Source organism: Nocardioides luti (assembly GCF_014212315.1).
Classification (GTDB): Bacteria; Actinomycetota; Actinomycetes; order Propionibacteriales; family Nocardioidaceae; genus Nocardioides; species Nocardioides luti.
On sequence record NZ_JACKXE010000001.1, the window covers coordinates 3666738 to 3691157 of the forward strand.

Consider the following 24420-nt stretch of genomic DNA (forward strand, 5'->3'; position numbering starts at 1 on the left):
TCCGTGACGTTCCCGCACGTGCAGCTGTCCGCGAATCCCCACGACCGCTCCGGGGTCCGGCGCGACGACGAGGCCTGGCTCGAGGAGCGGTGGGCCGACCCGGAGACCCGCGTCCTGGTGGTCAACGGCACCCGGGTCCGCCCGGTCGGAGGCGCCCTGGAGTGGGTCGCGCCGACGGACGCGCCCGACGGGCTGCGGGTGCTCCTCGGCGAGCGCGACGACCGGGCGTGGTTCGCGCTGGTGGTCGACCCCGACGCGGCGCCGGGGGAGCGGTCCGACTGGGTGCCGCTGCGCAACCTGCTCCCGCACCTGGCCGGCGCGGGCGTGCCCGAGGCCCCGCTGGTGCTGCACGCGATCGGCCTCGCGGAGTGGCTCTTCGCCACGTCGTACTGCCCCCGCTGCGGCGGCACCCTCGAGCCCCGCAAGGCCGGCCACGAGCTCGTCTGCACGTCGTGCGGGAAGTCGCAGTTCCCGCGCACCGACCCCGCCGTGATCATGCTGGTGACGACCGGCGAGCCCGGCGCCGAGGACGAGCGCTGTCTGCTCGGCCGTCAGGCCGTCTGGCCCGAGGGCCGCTTCTCCACGCTCGCGGGCTTCTGCGAGCCGGGCGAGACGCTCGAGGACGCCGTACGCCGCGAGGTCGCCGAGGAGGTCGGGGTGCGCGTCGGCGCGGTCGACTACTTCGGCAACCAGCCGTGGCCGCTGCCGGCCAGCCTGATGCTGGGCTTCTTCGGCCGCGCCGAGTCCACCGAGATCCGCGTCGACGAGGACGAGATCGAGGACGCCCGCTGGTTCACCCGCGCGGAGATGAAGGCCCAGGCCGAGGCCGGCACCCTGATCCTGCCCGGGGGCGTCTCGATCTCGCACTCACTGGTGGAGCACTGGTACGGCGGGCGGCTGCCGGGCCACTGGTGACGGCGCTTGCAACGCCCGGTTACGGGATCTGGGGACCCGTTCGAACGGGTCCCCAGATGCGATAACCGGGCGTTACAAGCGCGATCCGGCGCGCTCAGCCGGCCAGCGACGCGAGCTTGTCCTTGACCTGGATGAGCGAGGGGTTGGTCTGCGAGGTGCCGTCGGAGTAGACCAGCGTGGGGACGGTCTGGTTGCCGTTGTTCGCGGTCTCGACGATCTTGGCGGCCTCGGGGTGCTGCTCGATGTCGACGACGTCGAAGGTGATGCCCTCACGGTCGAGCTGACCCTTCAGGCGGTGGCAGTAGCCGCACCACGGGGTGGAGTACATCGTGAAAGAGCCACTCATCTGGACTGTCGCCTCCGGCGTCTAGGGTTTCGCACTGGTACTCGATCCAACCAGCCCCACCCAGGAGTTGTTCCCGCATGACCGCCGCTGACGCCCTGCTCGACGCGCTCGACCCCGAGCAGCGCCGCGTCGCGGAGGCCCTGCGCGGGCCGGTCCGGGTGCTGGCCGGGGCCGGCACCGGCAAGACCCGCGCGATCACCCACCGGATCGCGTACGGCGTCCACACCGGCGTCTACGCCCCGACCGAGGTCCTGGCGGTCACGTTCACCACCCGCGCCGCGGGGGAGATGCGCGGCCGGCTGCGACAGCTGGGCGCCGGCGCGGTCCAGGCCCGCACCTTCCACTCGGCCGCGCTGCGCCAGCTGCGGTTCTTCTGGCCGCACGTCCACGGCACCGAGCTCCCGCAGCTGATCGAGTCCAAGATCGGCCTGCTCGCCACCGCCGCGCGCCGCCAGCGGCTCAGCGCCGACCAGGCGCTGCTGCGCGACCTCGCCTCCGAGATCGAGTGGGCCAAGGTCAGCAACGTCCGCCCCGACGACTACCTCCAGGTCGCGACCGCCCGCGGCCGCTCGGTCACCGGCCAGGACGCCGACACCGTCGCGCGCGTCTTCGGCAGCTACGAGGAGGTCAAGCGCGGCCAGGGCCGGATGGACATGGAGGACGTCCTGCTGCTGTGCGCCGGCATGCTCGCCGAGGACGAGCGGGTCGCCGCCCAGGTCCGCCGGCAGTACAAATGGTTCGTCGTCGACGAGTACCAAGACGTCTCGCCCCTCCAGACGGCGCTGCTCGACCTCTGGCTCGGCGGCCGCGACGAGCTCTGCGTCGTCGGCGACCCCGCCCAGACGATCTACTCCTTCGCCGGCGCCAACGCGTCCTACCTGCGCGACTTCGCGAAGAAGTTCCCCGGGACCGCCTCGATCGAGCTGGTCCGCAACTACCGCTCGACCCCCGAGGTCGTCACCGCCGCCAACACCCTGCTGGCCCGCTCCGAGAGCAAGGGCGTCGAGCTGCGGGCCCAGCGCCCGGCCGGCCCCGCCGTCACGTTCACCCCGCTGCCCGACGAGGTGGCCGAGGCCGAGCACGTCGCGGCCAAGATCACCAAGCTCCGCGAGCAGGGTCGCTCGATGGGCGAGGTCGCGGTGCTGTTCCGGATCAACGCCCAGTCCGAGGCCTACGAGGACGCCCTCTCCCACCGCGGCATCCCCTACGTCATCCGTGGTGCGGCGCGCTTCTTCGACCGCCCCGAGGTCCGCGAGGCCGTGACCCGGCTCCGCGGCGCGGCACGCGGCGGCGAGGGCGACGAGTTCCTCGAGACCGTCCACGGCACCCTGTCCGGCATGGGCTGGACGAGCCAGGCGCCCACCGCCCGCGGCCAGACGCGGGACCGCTGGGAGTCGTGGCAGGCCCTGGTCGACCAGGCCACGGCGTTCGCCGAGACGCCGGGCGCGACGCTCGGTGACTTCGTCGACGACCTCGACCGCCGCGCCTCCGAGCAGCACGCGCCCGTCGCCGACGGCGTCACCCTGGCGACCTTCCACGCCGCGAAGGGCCTCGAGTGGGACTCGGTCTTTCTCTGCGGGCTCCAGGACGGCACGCTGCCCATCACGTACGCCGACACCCCGGCGGCCGTCGAGGAGGAGCGCCGCCTGCTGTACGTCGGCGTGACCCGCGCCCGCATCGACCTGGCCCTGTCCTGGTCGCTGGCCCGCAACCCCGGCGGCCGGGGCTCGCGCAAGCCGTCCCGCTTCCTCGACGACCTGCTCCCGGCCGACCACCGGGTCGAGCAGGCGGCGGCCCGCAACCGCAAGGTCGCCAGCTGCCGCGAGTGCGGGCGCCCCCTCTCGACGGGCGCCGAGAAGAAGCGCGGGCGCTGCGTGGACTGCCCGGCGTCGTACGACGAGGAGCTGTTCGAGCGGCTGCGCGACTGGCGCAGGGAGCGGGCCGCGGGGGAGAGCGTCCCGGCCTTCGTGGTGTTCACCGACGCCACGCTGCAGCTGATCGCCGAGCACCGGCCGACCACCGAGCAGGGGCTGCTGAAGATCAACGGGATCGGCCGGTCCAAGCTCGAGAAGTACGGCGAGGACGTCCTCGCGCTCCTGGTCTGAACCGTTCGGAACTTTTTCGAGAAATACTCATAAAATCGTTTGCCCATTACACGGGGCGCACGATACTTTCCTCGGACCAACCCCGCGCACCACGACCTTGACACGGTCGGCGCACGAAGAAACGAAGGAGGTGGACGTAGTGATGATCACCAAGAACCCGATGACGGCCCCGGCTATCAGCACTGCCGCGTCCACCTTCGTCATGCCCATTTCCGGCATCGACCTCGGTTACTCGCGCGCCTGCACCACCGCTGTCGCCACGTCCGTCGTGCGCGACCGCAAGGCCGTCACGACCGTCATGGGAGCCGACCAGGGCGTTGTCCCGGCCTCCTTCCCGGGCTCCACTGCCTGGAGACCACCGAACTGTTGACCACCAGCAGATCGGCACCTCCAGGCCGCGGAACCCTCACCGGGATCCGCGGCCTTTTCGTTTCTCCGGATCCCTCACATCCCGCACCACCCATCCCGATCAGGTCCACGAAGGAGGTGACACACATGACCATCAGTGAACTCATCCGCAACCGCGTCGACGAACCGCTCCAGGACCAGCCGTCCCTGAGCGGGCTCCACGACGAGGCCGGCCGGGTCGACGAGGAGCTGCTGCCGTGCCGGGTGAACAACCCGGAGCTGTGGTTCGCCGAGTCGCCCGCCGACGTCGAGTTCGCCAAGGCGCTCTGCCTGGACTGTCCCGTCCGGGCGCTGTGCCTCGACGGAGCCCTCGACCGACGCGAGCCCTGGGGCGTCTGGGGCGGCGAGCTCTTCCTCCAAGGCGTGGTGATTCCCCGCAAGCGGCCCCGCGGCCGTCCCCGCAAGAACGACGTCGCCGCCTGAGACCGGGCAGCGGCACCAGCAGCACCGGCACCACCTGCAGCACCCGACCAGCACCACCCACCCGCACCACCGACCGAAACCGGAGCACCGAGATGAACCTCATGCACGAGAACCTGGCCCGCGCGCAGATGACCGCGCGCCTGGGAGAGGCGCAGCAGATGCGACAGGGGCGCCAGCTGACCCTTGCTCGCCGCCAGCACCGCAAGGCCGAGCAGGCCGTGCAGCAGGCACGTCTCGCCATCGCCCGCTCGCTCTGAGCGCCCGACCAGAAAGCCGACCACACCCATGAACACCACCACGAAGCGGAGCAGCACCATGAATCTCATGCACGAAAATCTGGCGCGCGCACAAATGTCCGCGCGCCTGGGAGAGGCGCAGGACATGAGACTCGGGCACCACCTGGCCCGAGCCCGCCGACTCAGCCGCAAGGCCGAGGAGGCAGCGCAGCAGGCGCGTCTCGCCCTCGCCCGCGCACTCTGATGACGCCCGGAGCCGGGCACGACACCCGTCGTGCCCGGCTCCGGCACGTCCGCGGGCTCCCCGCCGGGGCCGGGGGACAGGCGTAGCCTCGGGCCCGTGACCACCTGCGACTTCTGCGGACGGCAGGAGAGCGACGACGCCGCGACGCTCACCTGGACCACGTCGGTCGAGCACGGCCGGCGCAAGACCTACTGCGACACCTGCTCGCGCACCCACCTGCGCGCCATGGAGGGCAAGCTCGACACCGAGTTCTGGTGAGGGCCGCGCCGCCCGCCCCGACGCCGCCGACGACGCCCTAGCCGACCAGCGCCTCGTCCCACGCGCACCCGCAGTGCGGGTGCCGGGTCCAGGCGTGGGCGACCGGCTGCAGGTCCGTGCCGACGGTGACCGTGCGCGACCACGTGGAGGGCTGCTCCCCGTCGGACCAGGCCGTGACGTCGCGGACCGCCCAAGCCAGGGCGAGCATGGCGAGGGCCGGGTCGCGGGGCCGGAGGTCGCCCGAGCGGGCGGCCTGGTCGACGACGGTCGCGCGGCGCGGGTCCCGCTCGCCCCGGTGGGCGTCGACGCACCGGACGCACGCGGTCAGGCCCGGCACCACGAACGGCCCGATCGTGACGGAGGTGCCGCCCAGCGACACGAGCAGGTGCGGCAGGCCCGCGCGCACCAGCGGGTCCAGCCGGTCGCGCCCGACCTCGCCGTCGGCGACGACCACCGCCACGGCGCCCTCGCCCGACGGCTCGGTGGGCCCGGCGCCGCAGTCGCCCAGGAGCCGGGTGAGCAGCCGCACCGCGCCCTCGGGTCCGGTGACCTCCGCCCGCACCCGGGCCCGGTCGGCCAGCCGCTCGGGCGCGGCGTCGCCGTGGAGCGCGAAGGCCGCGGCCGTCGCCGCCCGGTCCGGGGCGTCGCCGAGCGCCGCCTCGAGGACGTCGGCGTCGACCAGGTGGCCCGCCGCGGTCAGCCGCAGCAGCGCCTGGTGGCCCGCCGCGGTGGTGGGAGCGGGCCGGCCGGAGGACTGCAGGTCGGCGAGCAGGCGGCGTACGTCCGGAGTGTCCTCCAGCACCGTGCGGTGCGGCGCGTCGACGCCGACCTGCAGGTGCCGGTCGTCACGGCGTACGACGGGGAGCCCGGGGCGCAGGGCCAGCCGACGACCGGGGACGGGAGGCGGGGCGGGCACGTCGGCACCCTGGCACATCCCGCGCCGCGGCGAGCGGCTCCTCCACAGGCCCGCGGACCGGGCTGCAAATGCCGACGACGGCGCCGTCCGGTCCGGGGACCGGGCGACGCCGCCGTCTCAACGCTCGTGGGCGACTGACGCGTGTGTCAGGCCTTGCCGAGGATGCGGTTGAGGTTGGTGCTGCAGACGGGGCACACGGCCTTGGCCATGCGGGTGCCCTTGTCGTTCACCCTCACCTCGCCCTCCGCCTCGCGCTTCTCCTTGCACTTCACGCAGTAGAACTCGCCGCTCCAGGTCTCCGCCATGACGGCCTCCTTGTAATCAGTTGTTCGTGGTCGTCGCGACGGGGAACAGGGGGGAAGCCCGCCGGAAGCACGGCAGCGGGTGCCGCCGAGCCGCCTCGACCCTACGACACGCGCGCCGGGAGGCGCAGGCGGCACACCGAGCGGGGTGAATCGGGTCACGGCGCGCGGGGACCCCGCTCAGTACGTTGGGGGCATGCCTGACACCACCTCGACCACGTCCCCGACCACCCACCTGCGCCTCGAGCGCCCCTCCGAGGGCGTCGCGCTGCTGGTCCTGGACAACCCCGACCAGCGCAACGCGATGTCCGACGAGATGACGGCCGCCTGGGTGGCGGCGGTCGACGAGCTGGCCGCCGACCGCTCGGTGCGGGCCGTCGTCGTCACGGGGGAGGGCTCGGCGTTCTGCTCGGGCGGCAACACCTCGTGGATCGCCAGCGAGCCGGACGCGTCGGTGGACCACCTGCGCACCCGGATGCTGGCGTTCTACCGCGCGTGGCTCTCGATCCGGAAGCTCGAGGTCCCGACGATCGCCGCCGTCAACGGGCCGGCGATCGGTGCCGGGCTGTGCATGGCGCTCGCGTGCGACGTCCGCTACGCCGCCACCGGCGCGAAGATGGGCGTCCCCTTCGTGAAGCTCGGGATGCACCCCGGCATGGCCGGGACCTACCTGCTGCCGAACGTCGTCGGCGAGGCCCACGCCCGCGACCTGATGCTGACCGGCCGCGTCGTCGACGCCGACGAGGCGCTGCGGCTCGGGCTGGTGTCCCGGGTGATCGAGCCGGCGTCGTTCCTCGACGAGGTGCTGGCCACGGCGGCCGGGATCGCCGCCACCGCGCCGATCGCCAGCAAGCTCACCAAGCTCGCCCTCCAGGGCGGCGGCCACGAGGACATCGAGGCCGCCCTGCAGTGGGAGGCGATGGCGCAGCCGATCACGCTGGCGACCGCGGACCTGCAGGAGGGCATCCGGGCGGCGCAGGAGAAGCGCCCGGCCGTCTTCACCGGGAGCTGACCCACCGGGCCGGGCCACGGGGCCGGGCCGCAGGCCCGTCCGGGCAGAAGAAGAGGCCCCTGGTCCGCGTCACGACCCATGCCTTCCCCTTGCGCAGGTCGCTCGACGGGCCGGGGGCCTCATCTGCGCCCCACGCTAGGAGGCGGTGGGGCGCCGGTCAATGCCGCGGCGTCCAGCCCTGTGGACAAGCCTGTGGACAACGCTGTGGAGGAAGCCCCCCACCGGTGGAGGAACGCGGGTCCGCGCGGGAGAGGCCTGTGGAGGACACGCCCGGGCGGGCGCCGTACGCTGCCCTGACCAGCGACAATGGTCCTCCACGGGCTGTGGACGAAAGAAAAGCGGAGGTGACGGGGGTGGCGCGGGTGTCCGGGTCTGCCGAGGACCGTGCGGCGTACGACGCCGGGCCGGTCGCCGCGCTGCGGCGGATCGCCTTCCTGCTCGAGCGGGCCCGCGAGGACACCTACAAGGTCAAGGCCTTCCGCAACGCGGCCGCGACCCTGCTGCCGATGTCCGACGACGACGTCGCCGCCGCGGTCGACAGCGGCAGCATCACCGACCTGCCCGGCATCGGCGCCAGCACCGCCCGGGTGATCGCGGACGCGGTGGCGGGGGTGGTGCCGGACCGGCTCGCCACGCTCGAGCGCGAGCACGGCGGCCCCCTGACCCCGGGCGGTCACGACCTGCGGGCGGCGCTGCGCGGCGACCTGCACTCCCACTCCGACTGGTCCGACGGCGGCTCGCCGATCGAGGAGATGGCCTTCACCGCCATCGAGCTCGGCCACGACTACCTCGTGCTGACCGACCACTCGCCGCGCCTGACCGTCGCCCACGGGCTGAGCGCCGAGCGGCTGTCGCGCCAGCTCGACGTCGTCGACGCCGTCAACCAGCACCTCGCCGGCGCCGGCTTCACGCTGCTCAAGGGCATCGAGGTCGACATCCTCGACGACGGCGGCCTCGACCAGACCGACGAGCTCCTCGCCCGGCTCGACGTCCGCGTCGCGAGCGTCCACTCAAAGCTCAAGATGGACGCCGCGGCCATGACCCGCCGGATGGTCGGTGCGATCGCGAACCCGCGGATGAACGTCCTCGGCCACTGCACCGGCCGGCTCGTGACCGGCAACCGCGGCACCCGCCCCGGCTCGCAGTTCGACGCGAAGGCGGTCTTCGAGGCGTGCGTCGAGCACGACGTGGCCGTCGAGATCAACGCCCGGCCCGAGCGTCGCGACCCGCCCACGAAGCTGCTCGAGCTGGCCCGCGACACCGGCTGCCTCTTCTCGATCGACAGCGACGCGCACGCGCCGGGCCAGCTCGACTTCCTCGTCTACGGCTGCGAGCGCGCGGAGGCGGCCGGCATCGACGCGGACCGGATCGTCAACACCTGGCCGAAGGAACGCCTCCTGACCTGGGCGAACGGTTAGGTTCAGGCCATGGCCGCCGAGTCAGCCCGCCCCGAGGTGGAGGTACGCCGCTCCAAGCGGCGCCGCCGCACGGTCTCGGCGTACCGCGACGGCGAGCGGGTGATCGTGATGATCCCGGCCTCCCTCAGCCGCAAGGAGGAGGCCGAGTGGGTCGAGACGATGCTGGCCCGGCTCGCCCGCTCCGAGCAACGGCGTACGCCGTCGGACGACGCCCTGCTGCAGCGGGCCCTCGGCCTCAACGACCGCTACCTGGGCGGGCTGGCGACCCCGGGCTCGGTCCGCTGGGTCGAGAACCAGCAGTCCCGCTGGGGGTCCTGCACGCCCGGGGACCGGACCATCCGGCTCTCGGCGCGGCTGCAGGGCATGCCGTCGTGGGTCATCGACTACGTGCTGGTCCACGAGCTGGCGCACCTGCTCGAGTCCGGCCACGACGCGGCGTTCTGGAAGTGGGTCGCGCGCTACCCGCAGGCCGAGCGCGCCAAGGGCTACCTGCTCGGCTGGTCCGCGGCCGCCCGGCTCGAGCTGCCCGACGGCTACGACGGCTGAGCCGCCTCGGCGCAACGGCGCGGCTCAGGCGAAGCGGGCTCGCGCGATCGCGAGCAGGTCGAGCATCTCCGGCTCGAGGTCGGGGAGCGCGTCGACCGGCCACCAGCGCACGTCCAGCGACTCGTCGCTGACCTCGTGCCGTGAGCCGGCGGGCGCCTGGGCGACGTAGCGGACGTCGAGGTGGTGCACCTCGCCCCGCGGGTCGCAGAAGCCGACGGCGTGCTCGTCGAGGTGGGCCGGGACCGGGTCGAAGCGCAGGGCGGTCAGCCCGGACTCCTCGCGGGCCTCGCGGCGGGCGGCGTCGGCGAGCGTGGCGTCGCCCGGCTCGCAGTGCCCGCCGAAGGCGAACCAGCGCTGGGCCTTGCGGTGCAGGTTGAGCAGCACGTGGTCGAGCGACTCGTCGACGACCAGTGTCCCCGCGGTGAGGTGGTCCGGGAAGCACGAGCGCCAGACGCCGTCCTCGTGCGCCTCGAGGTGCGCGACGTAGCGGGCGCGCAACCGCTCCTGCGCCCGCGTCGGTGCCGTCCAGGACGACAGGGACGCCAGCGCGTCGGCGTGCAGGCTCACCCGGCGGGCGGTGCGGGCGGCGCCGGCGGTGCGCCGGGGGAGTCGGGCTCGTCGCCGCCGAGCAGCTTCTGCAGCTCGGCGTCGAAGTCCTCGTCGCTCAGCGTCTCGGGCGCCGAGGCGTCCTCGCGGAAGCCCAGCGGGTCGTCGAGGTCGGCGGCCGTCGGCAGCAGGTCGGGGTGCATCCACACCCCGTCGCGGGCCTCGGTGCCCTGGCGGGTCCGCAGCGAGCCCCACAAGGTCGAGGCGTCGCGCAGCCGGCGCGGCCGCAGCTCGAGGCCGACCAGCGTGGCGAAGGTCTGCTCGGCGGGTCCGCCGGCGGCGCGGCGACGGCGTACCGCCTCCTGCATCTTCGCGGCAGCGGGCATCCGCTCGGCGGTGGCCTGGCCGACGACCTCGTCGACCCAGCCCTCGACGAGGGCGAGGGTGACCTCGAGCCGCTGGAGCGCGGCCTCCTGCGCGGGGGACTTCGGCAGGTCGAAGAGCCCGCCGTCGAGCAGCGCCTGCATCGACTCGGGGTTGGTCGGGTCGATGCCGCGCATCTGCTCCTCGACGCGGCCCTGGATCGCCTCGGCGTTGATCTCCATGCCGCGGGAGTACGCCGTCACGGCGCCGATCAGGTGCTCGCGCAGCCACGGCACGTGGCTGAAGAGGCGCTGGTGGGCGGCCTCGCGGAGCGCGAGGTAGAGCAGCACGTCGTCCTCGGAGACGTCGAGCCCCTCGGCGAAGGTGGCGATGTTGGCGGGCACGAGCGCCGCCCGACCGGCGGGGGCCAGCGGCAGGCCGATGTCGGAGACGCTCAGCACCTCAGAGGCGAGCGTGCCGAGGCCGGAGCCGACCTGCTGGGCGAGCATCGCGCCCACGGCCTTGCCGAGGATGCCGAGCATCGGGGCGGACATCGCCCGCGCCTCCTCGGGGATCGCGCTGCCGAGCGCCTGGACGGAGCCCTCGGCGATCGGCTCGACCAGGCCCTTCCACACGTCGGCGGTGCCGACGACCCACTCCGCGCGGCTCCACGCCGCGGTGGAGGTGACGCCGGAGGGGAAGGAAGTGGTCGCGTCGAGCCAGTGGTCGGCGAGGCGGAGGGCGTCCGCGACCGCGTCCTTCTGGCGCTGCGTCACCGACGGGTCCTCGGCCTGCGCGAGGGTCTTGCGGGCGAGGTCGAGCACGAAGTCCCAGTTCAGCGGGCCGTCGTACGGCTGCATGAGCGACTGGATCTGGCTGAACAGCTGGCTGAGGTCGGGCATCCCGCCGGGACCGCCCGCGCCGCCGGGACCGCCGAGACCCATCCCCGCGAGGCTGCCGAAGTTGAAGCCGCCGGCACCGCCCGCGCCGCCGAAGAACTGCTCGAAGGGCGTGCCCTTGAACGGGTTCTGGTCGCCTGGCTGGTCGTCGGGCTCGCCGTCGCCGGGGGTGCTGCCGGGGGTGTCGTCCATGCCTCAACGGTACGCGCCAACGGCAAGGTCGTCCGCTCCGGTTAGGGTCGGCGCGTGACCCACGCCGCGCTCCGCCTCGTCGCCCTGCGGGAGACCCCGCTGGACGTGACCGAGGTCGTCGACGCGCTCGACGACGACGCCTCCGGCGGCCTGACCCTCTTCATCGGCCGGGTCCGCGACCACGACGGCGGCAAGGGCGTGGACGGCCTCGACTACACCGCCCACCCCTCGGCCCTCGAGCGCCTCACCGAGGTGTGCGAGCGCGTCGCGACCGAGTACGACGTCCACGCGCTCGCCGCGGTGCACCGCGTCGGCACGCTGGCGATCGGCGACATCGCCGTGATCGTCGCGACCACGGCCAGCCACCGCGGGGAGGCCTTCACCGCCTCACGGGCGCTGATCGACACCCTCAAGTCCGAGGTGCCGATCTGGAAGCACCAGCGCTTCGGCGACGGCTCCGACGAGTGGGTCGGCTCTCCCTGACGCCCGCCCAGCGCGTCGAGCCCGCCGCGGGCCCCGGGTTGCCTACCCTGCACGGGTGGACATCCTCTTCTGGCTGGTGCCGCCCGTCGTCGTCACGGCCGTGGCGATGGCCTGGGTCGCGTGGCTGGGCCGCGAGGGCCGTGGCGAGGTCGACCGCGACGTCGCCGTGCAGAGGCTGGCCGACGCCCTGCAGCGCGAGGGCCGCACGCTCAACCCGGGCCGCCAGGCGCTGCGGGTCCCCGAGCGCGACCGCAGCACCGGCATCGCCGTACGACCCTCGCGCGCGCCCCGCCGCAGCGCCTGATTTCCCGCGTCTGAGAGGCTTGGCGCCATGACGCAGCGCACCCTCGCCGGTCTCCTGGCCGTGCCGCTGCTCGCCGCGCTCTGGATCCTGGCCGCGACCAGGCCGCTGCCGTTCGTCACCTACGAGCCCGGGCTCACCGTCGACGTGCTCGCGTCGACCGACGGTGACGAGATCATCCAGGTCGGCGACGGGCAGAAGACCTACCGCGACGACGGCCAGCTGCGGATGACCACGGTCTACGTCTCCCAGCCGACCGCGCACGTCAACATCTTCGAGCTGATGCACGACTGGATCAGCGACGAGGACGCCGTCTACCCCTACTCCGCGGTCTACCAGAAGGGCGAGACCACGGAGCAGAACCAGCAGCAGGGCGCCGTCGAGATGGTCTCCTCGCAGGACGCCGCGATCGCGGTCGCGCTCGACGAGCTCGGGTACGACGTGAAGCCGGCGCTGGAGGTGCTCAGCGTCGTCGACGGTGCCCCGGCGGACGGGAAGCTGAAGGTCCGCGACATCCTGCAGGAGGTGGACGGCGCCAAGATCGCCTCCACCGACGACCTCACCAAGGCCATCGACGGTGCCACGGGCGAGATCACGCTCGGCGTGCTCCGCAACGGCAAGCCCACGACCGTGCGGGTGACGCCCGGGGCCGACGGCAAGATCGGCATCCAGTTCGGGCTCGGCTACGTCTTCCCGTTCCCGGTGTCGGTCAACATCGACCCGAGCATCGGCGGGCCGAGCGCCGGCCTGATGTTCTCCCTCGGCATCTACGACACCCTCACCCCCGGCTCGCTGACCGGCGGCGCCACCGTCGCCGGCACGGGCACCATCGACGGCGACGGCAAGGTCGGGCCGATCGGCGGCATCCAGCAGAAGATCGCCGGCGCCCGCAACGCCGGCGCCCAGCTCTTCATGGTCCCGCCGGACAACTGCGCCGACGCCGTCGGCGCTGCCAACGGCGACATGCGCCTGGTCAAGGCCACGACGATGCACGACGCCGTCGAGGCGATCAAGGCCTGGGTCAAGGACCACGACGCCACGCTCCCCAGCTGCGAAGGAACCTCGTGAACCCCGAGCACGACCCCGCCCAGGACCCCGGCCCCGACGCCCCGGACCGGGCCGAGTTCGACGTCGAGCCCGTGCTCGACCCGGTGCTCCAGATGGACCTCGACGCCGACCCGGCCCTGGCGGCCGCGGTCCTCGAGATCGAGTCGCACATCGCCGCCGGTGGCTGGGACCAGCCCGCCCGCCTCTACGCCCTCGTGCACACCGCCCAGCTGGTCGAGCGCGAGCCCGCCCTCGCCGCGGCCATGGGCCTGGACGCCGCGTCCGCCGAGGGCTCGCTGACCCCGATCGAGCAGGACCAGCTGGCGCCGGACGCCGTGCTCGAGCGCGTGCTCGAGTCGATCGTCTGGCCCGCCGACGTCGCCGGCTGCGCCGCGGTGGTCGAGCGCCTGGTGCTGCCGCCGGACGCGGACGCCGACATCCCCGACGACCCGGCCGGTGCCGAGGAGTTCGCCCGCGAGCACCCCGACCGGCAGGAGGTGCGGATCGTGGCCGGAGTGACCCGCACCGGCTCGACGTACTGCGCCCTGCGCCTGCGTGCCCACGACGACGACCAGTCGGTCGTCGGTGGCACGGAGCTGGTGCCGGGACTGCTGGCGCTGCTCGGTGCCACGCTGGAGGAGGAAACCGCCCATGAGTGAGCTCTTCGACGACGACCCGCGCGACACGCCGCCCCCGGCGGAGCCGCCGCGGCGCTCGCGGGCCCTGCTCGTGACCGCGGTGGTGCTGATCATCGCGTTCTTCGGGCTGACCAGCTTCGCCGGCCTCTACACCGACCGGCTCTGGTACAAGTCCGGCGGCTACTCCGAGGTCTTCAGCGTCCTGTTCTGGACCAAGACCGGGCTGTTCCTCGTCTTCGGTGCCGTGATGGCCCTGGTCGTCGGCGCCAACATGTACCTCGCCTACCGGCTGCGCCCCCTCTTCCGGCCGAACTCCCCGGAGCAGACCGGCCTGGACCGCTACCGCGAGGCGGTCACCCCGATCCGCACCTGGCTGCTGGTGGGCGCCTCGCTCGTCATCGGCGTCTTCGCCGGCACCTCGGCGATCGGGGAGTGGCGCAACTACCTGCTGTGGCGCAACGGCGTCCCGTTCGGCCAGAAGGACGCGTTCTTCGACAAGGACATCGGTTTCTACGTCTTCGACCTGCCGTGGTTCCACTACCTCGTCGACTACGTGCTGGCCGTGACCGTGGTGGCGCTGCTCGCGGCCGCGCTCGTGCACTACCTGTACGGCGGCATCCGGCTGCAGACCTCGCGCGACCGGCTCTCCGGCGCCGCGCAGGCGCAGCTGTCGGTGCTGCTCGGCGTCTTCGTGCTGGCCAAGGCGGGTGACTACTGGCTGGACCGCTTCGACCTGGTCAACCAGGGCGGCTCGCTGATCTCCGGCATGACCTACACCGACGACCACGCGGTGCTCCCGGCCAAGAACATCCTGATGGGCATTGCGGTCATCTGTGCCGTGCTGTTCTTCCTCAACGTCTGGCGCCGCACCTGGATGCTGCCGTCGATCGGGCTCGCGCTGCTGGCGCTCTCCGCCGTGCTCCTCGGCCTGATCTGGCCGGGCATCGTGCAGCAGTTCCAGGTCAAGCCGTCCGAGGCCGACAAGGAGGAGTACTACATCGGGAAGAACATCGAGGCGACCCGCGCGGCGTACGACTTCAAGGACGTCACCCCGGAGCAGTACCAGTCCGACACGACCTCGTCGCCGTCCGAGCTGGACTCGCTCGCGGCCAGCACGTCGTCGACCCCGCTGGTCGACCCGCAGCAGGTGCGCCAGACCTTCGAGCAGCTCCAGCAGGCGCGGGCGTACTACTCCGTCGCGCAGGTCCTCGACGTCGACCGCTACCAGATCAGCGGCGTCGACCGGGCCCTCGTGCTCGGGGTCCGAGAGCTCGACCAGAGCGGCATCGACGCCGGTGACCGCAACTGGTCCAACCTGCACACGGTCTACACGCACGGCAACGGCGTGATCGCGGCGTACGCCAACCAGCGCCCCGAGAACAACGTCCAGGAGGCCACCAGCATTCGCTGGGCCGAGGGCCAGCCGACGCAGGACGAGCCCGCGCAGAACGCGCTCGGCGACTACGAGTCGCGGGTCTACTTCGGTGAGCAGAGCCCGGACTACTCCGTGGTCGGCAAGGCGAGCAGCAAGGACACCGACGTCGAGCTCGACCTCAGCACCGCCGAGACGGCGGGGGAGGACGCGGCCGACGGCTACACGACGTACGACGGCAACGGCGGCGTCCCGATCGGCGGCATCTTCAACCAGCTGATGTACGCCGTGAAGTTCGGCGAGCCCAACTTCCTGCTCTCCGGCCGCGTCAACGAGAACAGCCAGGTGCTCTACAACCGCAACCCGCGCGACCGCGTCGAGAAGGTCGCGCCGTGGCTCTCGATCGACAGCGACCCCTACCCGGCGGTCGTCGACGGCAGGATCCAGTGGATCCTCGACGGCTACACGACGACGGACCGCTACCCGTCGGCCGAGCGCGAGTCGTTCAAGACGATGACCAACGACTCGCTGCAGACCGACACCAACGGCCTGCGCACGCTGCCGACCGACGAGATCAACTACATGCGCAACGCGGTCAAGGCGACGGTCGACGCCTACACCGGCGACGTCGTGCTCTACGCGTGGGACGAGTCCGACCCGATCCTGCAGGCGTGGCGCAGCGCGTTCCCCGGCACCGTCAAGGACCGCTCGGAGATCCCGCCGGACCTGCTGGACCACCTGCGCTACCCCGAGGACCTGTTCAAGGTCCAGCGCTACCAGTACGCCCGCTACCACGTCACCGACGCCAGCGACTTCTACCAGGGCAACAACCGCTGGCAGGTGCCGTTCGACCCGAACAGCAAGATCGCGAACCGGCTCCAGCCGCCGTACCGCCTCTTCGTGAACCAGCCGACCGCCTCGGGTGCCGCCAAGAGCACGTTCTCGCTGACGTCGGTGTTCACGCCGTACAAGAAGGGCAACCTGTCGGCGTTCGTCTCGGTCGACTCCGACGCCTCGGACCCCGAGACCTACGGCCGCATCCGGGTGCTCGAGCTGCCCGACCAGCGGACCCCCGGGCCCGGCCTGATCGCCAACGAGTTCTCCTCCAACAGCGACGTGCGGGCCAAGCTGCAGCCGTTCAACCTCGGTGACGCGCCGCCGATCTTCGGCAACCTGCTGACGCTGCCGGTCGAGAACGGGCTGGTGTACGTCGAGCCGGTGTACGCCGTGCGGGCCGGCTCGACCTCGAGCTTCCCGACGCTGCAGTACGTCCTGGTCTCCTACGGCGGCGAGGTCGGCATCGGCAAGACCCTGGGCGAGGCGCTCCGCGACGTCCTCGGCGTCACCGGCGAGGTCACCACCCCGCCCGACACCGGTGGTGACGGCACCGGCAACGGGAACGGCAACGGCAACGGCAACGGGGACGGGAACGGTCAGCCGACCGGCACCGTGCAGGAGCAGATCAGGGACGCGCTGGCCAAGGCCGACGCCGCCTTCGCCCGCGCCAACACCGCCCTGGACGACGGCGACCTCGGCACCTACCAGGACGAGATCGCCAAGGCCCAGAAGCTCGTCAACAAGGCGTTCGCCCTGGCCGACCAGGCCAAGGGGGACTGACCGGGACCCCGATTTGGCCCCGCCAGATCCCATCCCGTAAGGTTGGTTTCACCGACGCGGGGTGGAGCAGCTCGGTAGCTCGCTGGGCTCATAACCCAGAGGTCGCAGGTTCAAATCCTGCCCCCGCTACAAGATCGAAGGCCCGGACCACTGGTCCGGGCCTTCGTGCGTGTCGGGTTCTCGTGGCGCGGCGAGACCGGACGTGTGCCGCCGATCCGCCGATTCGCGCCCGCCGTCCGCGTCGACGTGCCTAGGTTGTCGGCATGCGCCGGATCGCCGTCACCCTCGTCCTGGGTGTGCTCACCGCGCTGCTGTCGCTGCCGGTCCTGGCGGCGTCGGCCTCGGGGAGCACCCTGTCCTTCGCGCCTGCCGCGCCCGTGCTGGGCCAGTCGGTGACCCTGAAGGGCTCGGTGCCGGCCCGCGCCCGACGCACGGTCCGTCTGCAGCGGCTGGGCGGCGGGTCGTGGACGACGGTCGCCACCAGGAAGACCAGCCGGAAGGGCACCTTCCGGTTCTCCGTGGACACGCCGGCCGCTGCGACGAAGTACCGCGTCGTCGCACCCAAGGTCGCCGGGGCCAAGCGGCAGGCGGCGGTCACGACCCGCACCGTCGCGGTGCCGGCCGGCCAGGCGCCGCAGCTGGTCGGCACCACCGAGCCGGCGGCGTACGCCGTCTCGAAGAGCGCCGTGGAGGTCTCGGACGACATGGAGTGGTGGGTGGTCGACAGCGACGACGACCTGGCGCCCGGGCTCGACCCGGAGTACTTCAACAACCTGTTCCTCTTCCACCGCGGCTCGAGCCAGCCGACCCTGATCACCGCGCCCGACGGGGTCGACACCCCGGCCGGCCCGTCGCTCAGCGACCTGTCGGACGACGGGCGCCTCGTGACCTACACGTTCTGGGGGCGCACCGACACCGGCAACTCCTTCACCGAGCTGCGGCTGTGGGACCGCGTGACCCAGGCGACCACCGTGATCCGGCGGGTCGAGGACACCGACGACACCAACGTCGCGTCCGGCGCCTTCGGCGACACCGAGATCTCGGCCGACGACGCGACCGTCTACTACGCCTACGACGCCGACGGCGACCCCTTCGACGCCCACCAGCAGCTGCTCGCGTGGGACCGGGCGACCGGCGAGACCACCGACGTGCTGGGAGGCACGCCCTTCGACGTCTCGGCCTTCGACCTCTCGCCCGACGGCCGCTACCTGGCCTACGGCGCCTTGGCCGTGGAGGGCGGGGATGTCAGCGGGGCGGGCGTGCACCTCCGCGACCGGTCGACGGGCGCCGACACGCTGGTCTCGGTGACCCGGGACGGCAGCGTGCCGAACGGGCCCACCTCCATCCCGAGCGTCAGCGCCGACGGCCATCACGTGGCCTACCTGTCCTTGGCCACCGACATCGATCCGGGAGACCACAACACCCACGCGGACACCTACCTCGTCGACACCCGGACGCTGGACACGACGCTTCTGACGACGGACGGCACCGGCAGGTCCCCGAACGACCCCTACATCGTCAGGCCGGTGATCTCCACGGGCGGTCGCTACGTGTCCACCGGCTACCGGCTCGGCATCTACGACATCAGGACCGGCTGGCGCCACGACGCGCTCTACGTGAAGCGCGCCGGCGGGGAACCTCGCCGCCTGTCCCGCGACCTCTTCGGTCTCAGCGCCGACGGCAGCAAGGCGTTCGTCGACACCGCGGACGGCAAGGCCGTGATCTGGACCAGGAGCGGCTGAGCCGGCGTACCAGCCGTCTGTGACGATGGCGGCATGAGCGAGACCGACCTCCGAACGCACCAGCAGTCCGTGAGCGTCGCAGCATCTGCGGCGTCGCTCTACGAGCTGGTCTCCGACGTCACACGGACCGGGGAGTGGAGCCCCGTCTGCGCTGCCTGCTGGTGGGACGACGAGGCTGCTGCCGGTCAGGTGGGTGCGTGGTTCACCGGACGCAACGAGCTCCCGGACCGCACCTGGGAGACCCGCTCACAGGTCGTGGCGGCCGAGCCGGGTCGCGAGTTCGCGTGGATGGTGGGCGGCCGCTTTGTGCGCTGGGGGTTCACGCTCGCCGAGGGGGAGGCCGGCACGACGCTCACCGAGTCCTGGGAGTTCCTCCCGGACGGCATCGCGATGTTCGGCGACAAGTTCGGCGACGAGGCGCCCGCCCAGATCGCCGACCGCACCCGGCAGGCGCTCGACGGGATCCCCAGGAGCCTGGCCGCGATCAAGCGCATCGCCGAGTCCGGCGACGGGGCCTGAGGATCGACCCCGGCCCGCTCAGCCCAGCTGGCGCGCCAGGTCGAGCACGGACGTGGCCTCGACGTCGGGCCGGCTGAAGTAGCGGGGGTAGCCCGCGCCGGACCGGTTGATCCACGCCGTCGTCAGGCCGGCCCGGCGGGCTCCTTCGATGTCCCACGGATGGACCGCCACCAAGAGCGCCGCGGCGCGGTCGTCGAGGCCGCAGGCGTCGAGGGCGAAGGTGTACGCCGCGCGACCAGGCTTCCAGGCGGGAGCGTCCTGCACCGTGAGCAGCCGCTCGAACCGGTCCCGGAGCCCGGCACCCTCCAGCAGCGCCTCGGCGACGGAGGTGGCGCCGTTGCTGAGCGTCACGAGACGTCGGCCCTGCTCGGCGAGCGCGGTGATCCCCTCCGCGACGTCGTCGTGCAGCCCGAGGGAGGTCAGGCCGTCCAGCACGTGCGCGACGGCGTCCTCGTGCCCGCCCGGTGAGCGGGACTCGGCCAGCAGGACCTCGAGCGAGCCGCGGGCCAGCTCCGCGAAGTCGGGGTTGGCGCCCGTGACGGTCAGGGCGAAGCCATCACGCAGGAGGCCGGCGAACCACGTCGCCGCCTCGTGGCGGTCCCGCCCCACCTGCTCGAAGCGCTCCTGCAGCGGCGACATGTCGGAGAGGGTCTCGTTGACGTCGAAGACGATGAGACGGGGCTGGGGGACGGGCATCTGGTCAGTCTGTCACCGCGCCGGAGATAGCGGCTCGTGCCACCGGGCGCCCCCACCCGTCAGCCGGTTCAGCCACCCCCGCGTCAGAGTGGGGGGCGCACACGTGACAGACGAGGAGTACGACGCATGAGCATCACCACACGCGAGCTGGGCCGCAGCGGCCTGGAGGTCTCGGCCCTGGGGCTGGGCTGCATGGGCATGAGCCACGGCCTCGGGCCGGCGGCCGACCACGACGAGATGGTCGCGCTGATCCGCGGGGCCGTGGAGCAGGGCGTGACGCTCTTCGACACCGCCGAGGTCTACGGGCCGTGGGTCAACGAGGAGCTCGTGGGCGAGGCCCTCGAGCCGGTCCGCGACCAGGTCGTCATCGCCACCAAGTTCGGCTTCGACATCGCCGAGGACGGCACCCAGCGCCCCGGCCTGTCCAGCCGTCCGGAGCACATCCGGGCGGTCGCGGACGCGTCGCTGCGGCGGCTGCGGACCGACACGATCGACCTCTTCTACCAGCACCGGGTCGACCCGGGCGTCCCGATCGAGGAGGTCGCGGGCACGGTCAAGGAGCTGGTCGAGGCCGGCAAGGTGCGGCACTTCGGGCTCTCCGAGGCCGGCGCGCAGACGATCCGCCGCGCCCACGCCGTGCAGCCCGTCACCGCGCTGCAGAGCGAGTACTCCCTCTTCTGGCGCGAGCCCGAGGAGTCGGTGCTCCCGACACTGGAGGAGCTCGGCATCGGCTTCGTGACGTTCAGCCCGTTGGGCCGCGGCTTCCTCACCGGGGCCATCGACCAGGACACGACGTTCGCGAGCAACGACATCCGCGCCAACCTGCCGCGCTTCACGGCCGAGGCCCGGGCGGCCAACCAGGCCGTCGTCGACCTGTTGGGCGGCATCGCCGAGGCCAAGGGCGCCACCCGCGGCCAGGTCGCGCTCGCCTGGCTGCTGGCGCAGCGCCCGTTCATCGTCCCGATCCCGGGCACCACCAAGGCGCACCGGCTGACCGAGAACCTCGGTGCCGTGGACGTCGAGCTGACCGCCGACGACCTGCGCGAGATGGACGCCGCCGCGCGGCAGATCCAGGTCGTGGGGGAGCGCTACCCCGAGGCCATGGCGCAGATGATCGACCGCTGACCCGCCGCGGGACGTCATGCGGACGGGGCACCCGCCTGCTCCGGTCGTCTGACGTCCCGCGCCCTCGCGTGAGCCAGGTCGCACCCGGCGACCACCGGGTGCGCCCTGTCCCCGACCGGGGGTGATCATGGAGAGGTGCACGACATGCCCTCGACGCTGCCGCCGTTCTCGTGGCACGCCCTGCTCCACACCTGGCACGCACAACCGGCGTGGACGGCCTTCGCGGCCGTCGCGCTGGCGGCGTACGTCGCCGGGCTGGTGACCTGCCGCCGGCACGGGGTCCGCAGCGTCAACGCGGGGCGCGTCGCGTGCTTCGTCGCCGGCCTGGTGGTCCTGGTGCTGACGGTGAGCTCGGCGATCGACGTCTACGCGATGGCGCTGTTCTGGGACCACATGGTCGAGCACCTGCTGCTGATCATGGTCGTGCCGGCGCTGCTCGTCCTCGGCCACCCGCTCACCGTGCTGCGCGCGGCCGCGGAGACCCGTGGCCGCGCGGACCGGGTCGACCGGGTGCTGCGCTCGGCGCCGGTGGCGTTCGTGACGCACCCGGCCGTCGGCGTGGCGGTCTACGCCGGCACGATCGTCGGCACCCACCTGACCGGGTTCATGGACGCGATGGCGCAGTCGTCGTGGCTGATGGGGGCCGAGCAGGTGCTCTACGTCGGGTCCGGCTACCTCTTCCTGCTGACCCTGATCGGCTACGAGCCGATCCGCTGGCGGGTCTCGAACCTCGCCAGGGTCGCGCTGGTGCTGCTGGCGATGACGCCCGACACCGTGGTCGGGATCGTGCTGCTGCAGACCGACACCGACCTCTTCCCGGTGATGGAGGGGGCGCACCCGGCCTGGGCGCCCACGCCCGTGCACGACCTGAACATCGGCGGCGGCCTGATGTGGGCGGCCGGCGACGGCCTGATGATGGTGCTCGGCATCGTCGTGATCATCGCGCTGATCTCCGACCAGGCCCAGCAGTCCGTGCTCGGCTCCCGGCTCGAGAGCATCCGGCGCCGGACGCTCGCCGGCCAGGTCGCCCGCGGCGACGACAGCCAGGCGCCGCTGGCCGACGACATCGACGTGGACGACGACGACGCGATGCTCGACGCCTACAACCAGATGCTGGCCCGGCTCAACCGTCCCTCCTGACACCCCGCCCCGAGACACGGCCCCGGGCGACGGGTGGCAGGATGCGGGCCGTGACGATCACGGCAGCAGCGGACGGTTCAGCGCTCGGCAACCCCGGCCCGGCGGGCTGGGGCTGGTACGTCGACGAGGACTGCTGGGCGGTCGGCGGCTGGGCCCGCGGCACCAACAACATGGCCGAGCTGACCGCCGTCCTGGACCTGCTGCAGCAGACCGCGCACCTCGACGAGGACCTGCTCGTCTACTGCGACAGCACCTACGTCATCAACTCGATCACCAAGTGGATGGCCGGCTGGAAGCGCAAGGGCTGGAAGAAGGGCGACGGCAAGCCCGTCCTCAACATCGAGATCATGCAGGCGCTCGACGCCGCGATGAACGGGCGGCGCGTGAAGTTCGCCTGGGTCAAGGGCCACTCCGGCCACCCGCTCAACGAGGCGGCCGACCGGCTCGCCAACGGCGCCGCGCAGGCGTGGAGGAGCGGCGCGGCCCCCGACGGCGGCCCGGGTTTCCCCGGTGCCGTGACGCACCACCCCGAGCCGGCCCCCAAGCCGCCGGCGTACGACGACGCGGACCTGTTCAGCGGCCTCTGAGGCTCAGCGCTGGACTCAGCGCGCGTCGACCGGGATCGGCCGCTGGACGTCGTGGCCGGACCGGTGCGCCCAGGTGACCAGGGCCGCGATCACCACGACGAGGATGCCGACCAGCTTCAGGTCGCCGAAGCCCAGGCCGCCGCCGATGCTGTGGTCCTTGCCGATCCAGTCGGCGAACGACGCACCCAGCGGCCGGGTCAGCACGTAGGCCGCCCAGAAGCACAGCGTGGCGTTCACGCCCAGGCGCCAGGCGACGAGCGGCACCAGGATCGCCGCGAGGAACAGCCAGCCCGACGCCAGGAAGCCCAGGTGCATCGTGAGCCCGGTCAGGTCGCCGACCGCCGTGCCCAGCGCGAAGGTCGCGATCACCGTGGCCCAGTAGAGCCGCTCGCGCCGGACGGTGTCGATGTGGTGGATCGACAGGGTGCCCTCGGTGCGGTGCCAGAACGTGAAGAGCCCCGCGACGACGAGCGCGTAGAACGCCGAGGTCACGTAGTACGACAACCCGGTCGCCACGTGCAGGATGTCGGCCATGATCGTGCCGAAGACGGCGACCATCGAGACGCAGAACCAGTACGTCGGGGCGTGGTAGCGATCGCTGCGCAGCTGCAGCCCGAGGGCGAGCGCGAAGCCGCCCACGCCGACGATCCCGCCGAGCACCAGGCTGGTCTCGCCGAGGCCGTCGGAGGCGGCCTCGCCCATCCCGGTCGTCAGGATCTTGATCACCCAGAAGAGCGCGGTGATCTCGGGGACCTTCGCGGCGAGGGGTTGGCGGGTGAGGCGGGAGCCCCCGCGCTGCGTAGGCAGGTCGGTCGTCGTGGAAGTCGTCACCCGGGCGACGGTAGGAACGTCTCTCTGCCACGAACCTGACCGCGGAGCCGCTCAGCGACCCCCGGCCGCGTGGGCCTGGTCACACGGGCGGTGCCGGCACCACCCCGTCGGCCTCGAGGCGGTCGAAGAGGTCGAGGAAGCAGGCGAGCGTCGAGCGGTAGCCGGTGAAGCCCGCGGCCCGGCTGCGAGCCAGGTCGGTCAGGCACTCCATCTCGCGACCGAGGTCGCCGTCGGTGTGCCACCAGGAGGCGACCCGGTCCAGGTCGCGCTCGCGCAGGCTCTCCCGCTCGGCGAGCGCCGCCCACACCGGCCCGGCGTCCACCATCTGCTCCGCGAGCGGCCGCGGCTCGGCGTCGTACCCCTCGGCCTCGACACCGAGCCGCGCGGCCAGCCGGGGCCACAGCCAGCGCCAGCGGAAGACGTCGCCGTTGGCGACGTTGAACGCCGTGTCGGCCGCCGCCGGTGTGGTGGCCGCCCACAGGAGCTGCTCGGCCAGCAGGCCGGCGTCGGTCATGTCGGTCACGCCGTCCCACTGGGTCCGCGACCCGGGGAAGACCATCGGCACGCCGCGCTCGCGGCAGATCGCGGCCTGTGCGGCGAGCGTCTGGCCCATGTTCATCGCGTTGCCGAGCGCGTAGCCGATGATCGTGTGCGCCCGGTGGACGCTCCAGGTGAAGCCGTCGCGCTGCGCGCCGGCGAAGAGCTCGTCCTCTTGGGCGTAATAGAAGTTGGGGTGGTCGAGCCGTGCCTCGTCCTCGTGGAACGGCGTGTCCGGGACCTCGCCCTGGCCGTAGGCCTCGAAGGGGCCGAGGTAGTGCTTGAGCCCGGTCAGCAGAGCCACGTGACGCACGCTGCCGGCCGGACGGACCGCCTCGAGGACGTCGCGGACCATGCCGGCGTTGACGCGGATGTTCTCGGCCTCGGTGGCCTGCCGCGCCCAGGCGGTGACGAAGACGTGCGTCGGACGGTGCGCGGCGAGGGCCTCGTGCAGCGAGGCGGCGTCGGTGAGGTCGGCGAGCACGGGGACGACGCCGTCGACGTCGCTGGTGCCGCGCCGGGAGAGCCCGAGCACCTGCCAGCCCTCGTCCACCAGCAGCCGGCTCAGGGCGCGCCCGGCGATCCCGGTGGCGCCGACGACGAGGGCGGTGCCGGACGGGCTGGCACCGGGGGACGGGGTGGGGGAGGTCATGGGT

The 24420-nt window shown here is 72.5% G+C and carries 27 protein-coding genes and 1 tRNA gene; 20 read left to right on the forward strand and 8 right to left on the reverse strand.

Annotation, left to right across the window (positions count from 1 at the left end; genetic code table 11):
• Nucleotides 1-3: 3 nt before the first annotated feature.
• On the forward strand, nt 4-915 hold the full coding sequence (nudC, locus tag H5V45_RS17375; RefSeq protein ID WP_185254091.1) for an NAD(+) diphosphatase: 912 nt from the start codon (nt 4-6) through the stop codon (nt 913-915).
• A gap of 94 nt (nt 916-1009) precedes the next feature.
• Here the strand turns inward: nudC and H5V45_RS17380 are convergent, their stop codons facing one another.
• Nucleotides 1010-1261, reverse strand: a complete 252-nt coding sequence (locus H5V45_RS17380) for a mycoredoxin (protein ID WP_185254092.1) — start codon at nt 1259-1261, stop codon at nt 1010-1012.
• A gap of 77 nt (nt 1262-1338) precedes the next feature.
• Between H5V45_RS17380 and H5V45_RS17385 the strand changes: the two genes are divergently transcribed.
• From H5V45_RS17385 to H5V45_RS17410, 5 genes are all read left to right on the forward strand, one after another.
• Nucleotides 1339-3366, forward strand: coding sequence for an ATP-dependent DNA helicase UvrD2 (locus tag H5V45_RS17385; RefSeq protein ID WP_185254093.1), 2028 nt, complete (start codon nt 1339-1341; stop codon nt 3364-3366).
• Between the two features lie 139 nt (nt 3367-3505).
• Entirely contained in the window at nt 3506-3736 is a 231-nt protein-coding gene (locus tag H5V45_RS17390) for a hypothetical protein (RefSeq protein ID WP_185254094.1), read from the forward strand.
• 125 nt (nt 3737-3861) lie between these two features.
• A complete protein-coding gene (locus H5V45_RS17395) occupies nt 3862-4197 on the forward strand; it encodes a WhiB family transcriptional regulator (protein WP_185254095.1) in 336 nt (111 codons plus the stop codon).
• 92 nt (nt 4198-4289) lie between these two features.
• Nucleotides 4290-4454, forward strand: coding sequence for a hypothetical protein (locus H5V45_RS17400; protein WP_185254096.1), 165 nt, complete (start codon nt 4290-4292; stop codon nt 4452-4454).
• Between the two features lie 319 nt (nt 4455-4773).
• Complete coding sequence (locus H5V45_RS17410) at nt 4774-4935, forward strand: hypothetical protein (RefSeq protein ID WP_185254098.1); 162 nt, start codon at nt 4774-4776, stop codon at nt 4933-4935.
• Between the two features lie 37 nt (nt 4936-4972).
• On the opposite strand, the gene H5V45_RS17415 is transcribed toward H5V45_RS17410, so the two are convergent.
• Together H5V45_RS17415 and H5V45_RS17420 are read right to left on the reverse strand one after the other, a co-directional pair.
• Nucleotides 4973-5851 (reverse strand): TOMM precursor leader peptide-binding protein, encoded by an 879-nt coding sequence (locus H5V45_RS17415; protein ID WP_185254099.1) that lies wholly within the window; start codon nt 5849-5851, stop codon nt 4973-4975.
• Nucleotides 5852-5997: 146 nt separating this feature from the next.
• Nucleotides 5998-6156, reverse strand: a complete 159-nt coding sequence (locus H5V45_RS17420; RefSeq protein WP_091026547.1) for a DUF5679 domain-containing protein — start codon at nt 6154-6156, stop codon at nt 5998-6000.
• Between the two features lie 193 nt (nt 6157-6349).
• On the opposite strand from H5V45_RS17420, the gene H5V45_RS17425 reads away from it, so the two are divergent.
• From H5V45_RS17425 to H5V45_RS17435, 3 genes are all read left to right on the forward strand, one after another.
• On the forward strand, nt 6350-7165 hold the full coding sequence (locus H5V45_RS17425; RefSeq protein WP_185254100.1) for an enoyl-CoA hydratase/isomerase family protein: 816 nt from the start codon (nt 6350-6352) through the stop codon (nt 7163-7165).
• A 362-nt stretch (nt 7166-7527) separates the two neighbouring features.
• Nucleotides 7528-8583 carry a PHP domain-containing protein gene (locus H5V45_RS17430; RefSeq protein WP_185254101.1) on the forward strand — a complete coding sequence of 352 codons (1056 nt, stop codon included), beginning with the start codon at nt 7528-7530 and terminating at the stop codon, nt 8581-8583.
• A gap of 9 nt (nt 8584-8592) precedes the next feature.
• On the forward strand, nt 8593-9129 hold the full coding sequence (locus tag H5V45_RS17435; RefSeq protein ID WP_185254102.1) for a M48 metallopeptidase family protein: 537 nt from the start codon (nt 8593-8595) through the stop codon (nt 9127-9129).
• Nucleotides 9130-9153: 24 nt separating this feature from the next.
• On the opposite strand, the gene H5V45_RS17440 is transcribed toward H5V45_RS17435, so the two are convergent.
• Together H5V45_RS17440 and H5V45_RS17445 are read right to left on the reverse strand one after the other, a co-directional pair.
• Nucleotides 9154-9696 carry an NUDIX domain-containing protein gene (locus H5V45_RS17440; RefSeq protein ID WP_185254103.1) on the reverse strand — a complete coding sequence of 181 codons (543 nt, stop codon included), beginning with the start codon at nt 9694-9696 and terminating at the stop codon, nt 9154-9156.
• Entirely contained in the window at nt 9693-11129 is a 1437-nt protein-coding gene (locus H5V45_RS17445; protein WP_185254104.1) for a zinc-dependent metalloprotease, read from the reverse strand. Before H5V45_RS17445 ends, H5V45_RS17440 begins: the two co-directional genes overlap by 4 nt.
• Before the next feature lie 54 nt (nt 11130-11183).
• On the opposite strand from H5V45_RS17445, the gene H5V45_RS17450 reads away from it, so the two are divergent.
• The 8 genes from H5V45_RS17450 (at nt 11184) to H5V45_RS17485 (ending at nt 18848) form a co-directional block, all read left to right on the forward strand.
• Nucleotides 11184-11612, forward strand: coding sequence for a molybdenum cofactor biosynthesis protein MoaE (locus tag H5V45_RS17450; protein WP_185254105.1), 429 nt, complete (start codon nt 11184-11186; stop codon nt 11610-11612).
• Between the two features lie 55 nt (nt 11613-11667).
• Complete coding sequence (locus H5V45_RS17455; protein WP_185254106.1) at nt 11668-11916, forward strand: hypothetical protein; 249 nt, start codon at nt 11668-11670, stop codon at nt 11914-11916.
• A gap of 27 nt (nt 11917-11943) precedes the next feature.
• Nucleotides 11944-12981 (forward strand): YlbL family protein, encoded by a 1038-nt coding sequence (locus H5V45_RS17460; RefSeq protein ID WP_185254107.1) that lies wholly within the window; start codon nt 11944-11946, stop codon nt 12979-12981.
• Nucleotides 12978-13619 (forward strand): PPA1309 family protein, encoded by a 642-nt coding sequence (locus H5V45_RS17465; protein WP_343061609.1) that lies wholly within the window; start codon nt 12978-12980, stop codon nt 13617-13619. Before H5V45_RS17460 ends, H5V45_RS17465 begins: the two co-directional genes overlap by 4 nt.
• On the forward strand, nt 13612-16587 hold the full coding sequence (locus H5V45_RS17470; RefSeq protein WP_185254108.1) for a UPF0182 family membrane protein: 2976 nt from the start codon (nt 13612-13614) through the stop codon (nt 16585-16587). The genes H5V45_RS17465 and H5V45_RS17470 overlap by 8 nt, the downstream gene beginning before the upstream one ends.
• Nucleotides 16588-16642: 55 nt before the next feature.
• Nucleotides 16643-16716, forward strand: a tRNA-Met gene (locus H5V45_RS17475).
• Between the two features lie 134 nt (nt 16717-16850).
• A complete protein-coding gene (locus tag H5V45_RS17480) occupies nt 16851-18329 on the forward strand; it encodes a hypothetical protein (protein ID WP_185254109.1) in 1479 nt (492 codons plus the stop codon).
• Nucleotides 18330-18362: 33 nt separating this feature from the next.
• Complete coding sequence (locus H5V45_RS17485; protein WP_185254110.1) at nt 18363-18848, forward strand: SRPBCC family protein; 486 nt, start codon at nt 18363-18365, stop codon at nt 18846-18848.
• A gap of 18 nt (nt 18849-18866) precedes the next feature.
• Here the strand turns inward: H5V45_RS17485 and H5V45_RS17490 are convergent, their stop codons facing one another.
• Nucleotides 18867-19544: a haloacid dehalogenase type II gene (locus H5V45_RS17490; RefSeq protein ID WP_185254111.1), complete on the reverse strand. Its 678-nt coding sequence runs from the start codon at nt 19542-19544 to the stop codon at nt 18867-18869.
• Between the two features lie 126 nt (nt 19545-19670).
• Here H5V45_RS17490 and H5V45_RS17495 point away from each other — a divergent pair, with 126 nt between their 5' ends.
• From H5V45_RS17495 to H5V45_RS17505, 3 genes are all read left to right on the forward strand, one after another.
• Nucleotides 19671-20669, forward strand: a complete 999-nt coding sequence (locus H5V45_RS17495; RefSeq protein WP_221634043.1) for an aldo/keto reductase — start codon at nt 19671-19673, stop codon at nt 20667-20669.
• 144 nt (nt 20670-20813) lie between these two features.
• Nucleotides 20814-21809 (forward strand): cytochrome c oxidase assembly protein, encoded by a 996-nt coding sequence (locus H5V45_RS17500; RefSeq protein WP_185254112.1) that lies wholly within the window; start codon nt 20814-20816, stop codon nt 21807-21809.
• A gap of 50 nt (nt 21810-21859) precedes the next feature.
• Nucleotides 21860-22396 carry a ribonuclease H family protein gene (locus tag H5V45_RS17505; RefSeq protein ID WP_185254113.1) on the forward strand — a complete coding sequence of 179 codons (537 nt, stop codon included), beginning with the start codon at nt 21860-21862 and terminating at the stop codon, nt 22394-22396.
• Nucleotides 22397-22411: 15 nt separating this feature from the next.
• Here H5V45_RS17505 and H5V45_RS22040 read toward each other — a convergent pair whose 3' ends face one another.
• Both H5V45_RS22040 and H5V45_RS17515 read right to left on the reverse strand, forming a co-directional pair.
• The gene (locus H5V45_RS22040; protein WP_221634045.1) at nt 22412-23227 is read right to left on the reverse strand and encodes a COG4705 family protein; all 816 of its coding nucleotides are present in this window, start codon (nt 23225-23227) and stop codon (nt 22412-22414) included.
• A gap of 79 nt (nt 23228-23306) precedes the next feature.
• The gene (locus tag H5V45_RS17515; RefSeq protein ID WP_185254114.1) at nt 23307-24416 is read right to left on the reverse strand and encodes an SDR family oxidoreductase; all 1110 of its coding nucleotides are present in this window, start codon (nt 24414-24416) and stop codon (nt 23307-23309) included.
• Between the last annotated feature and the right edge of the window lie 4 nt (nt 24417-24420).

Excerpts from the sequence above, each read along its gene's own strand:
- H5V45_RS17495 (WP_221634043.1), top strand. The coding sequence starts at position 19,671 with ATGAGCATCACCACACGCGAGCTGGGCCGCAGCGGCCTGGAGGTCTCG.
- H5V45_RS17380 (WP_185254092.1), bottom strand. The coding sequence starts at position 1,261 with ATGAGTGGCTCTTTCACGATGTACTCCACCCCGTGGTGCGGCTACTGC.
- H5V45_RS17420 (WP_091026547.1), bottom strand. The coding sequence starts at position 6,156 with ATGGCGGAGACCTGGAGCGGCGAGTTCTACTGCGTGAAGTGCAAGGAG.
- H5V45_RS17515 (WP_185254114.1), bottom strand. The coding sequence starts at position 24,416 with ATGACCTCCCCCACCCCGTCCCCCGGTGCCAGCCCGTCCGGCACCGCC.
- H5V45_RS17435 (WP_185254102.1), top strand. The coding sequence starts at position 8,593 with ATGGCCGCCGAGTCAGCCCGCCCCGAGGTGGAGGTACGCCGCTCCAAG.
- H5V45_RS17490 (WP_185254111.1), bottom strand. The coding sequence starts at position 19,544 with ATGCCCGTCCCCCAGCCCCGTCTCATCGTCTTCGACGTCAACGAGACC.
- H5V45_RS17395 (WP_185254095.1), top strand. The coding sequence starts at position 3,862 with ATGACCATCAGTGAACTCATCCGCAACCGCGTCGACGAACCGCTCCAG.
- H5V45_RS17385 (WP_185254093.1), top strand. The coding sequence starts at position 1,339 with ATGACCGCCGCTGACGCCCTGCTCGACGCGCTCGACCCCGAGCAGCGC.
- H5V45_RS17425 (WP_185254100.1), top strand. The coding sequence starts at position 6,350 with ATGCCTGACACCACCTCGACCACGTCCCCGACCACCCACCTGCGCCTC.
- H5V45_RS17485 (WP_185254110.1), top strand. The coding sequence starts at position 18,363 with ATGAGCGAGACCGACCTCCGAACGCACCAGCAGTCCGTGAGCGTCGCA.
- H5V45_RS17460 (WP_185254107.1), top strand. The coding sequence starts at position 11,944 with ATGACGCAGCGCACCCTCGCCGGTCTCCTGGCCGTGCCGCTGCTCGCC.
- H5V45_RS17400 (WP_185254096.1), top strand. The coding sequence starts at position 4,290 with ATGAACCTCATGCACGAGAACCTGGCCCGCGCGCAGATGACCGCGCGC.
- H5V45_RS17470 (WP_185254108.1), top strand. The coding sequence starts at position 13,612 with ATGAGTGAGCTCTTCGACGACGACCCGCGCGACACGCCGCCCCCGGCG.
- H5V45_RS17445 (WP_185254104.1), bottom strand. The coding sequence starts at position 11,129 with ATGGACGACACCCCCGGCAGCACCCCCGGCGACGGCGAGCCCGACGAC.
- H5V45_RS17480 (WP_185254109.1), top strand. The coding sequence starts at position 16,851 with ATGCGCCGGATCGCCGTCACCCTCGTCCTGGGTGTGCTCACCGCGCTG.
- H5V45_RS17500 (WP_185254112.1), top strand. The coding sequence starts at position 20,814 with ATGCCCTCGACGCTGCCGCCGTTCTCGTGGCACGCCCTGCTCCACACC.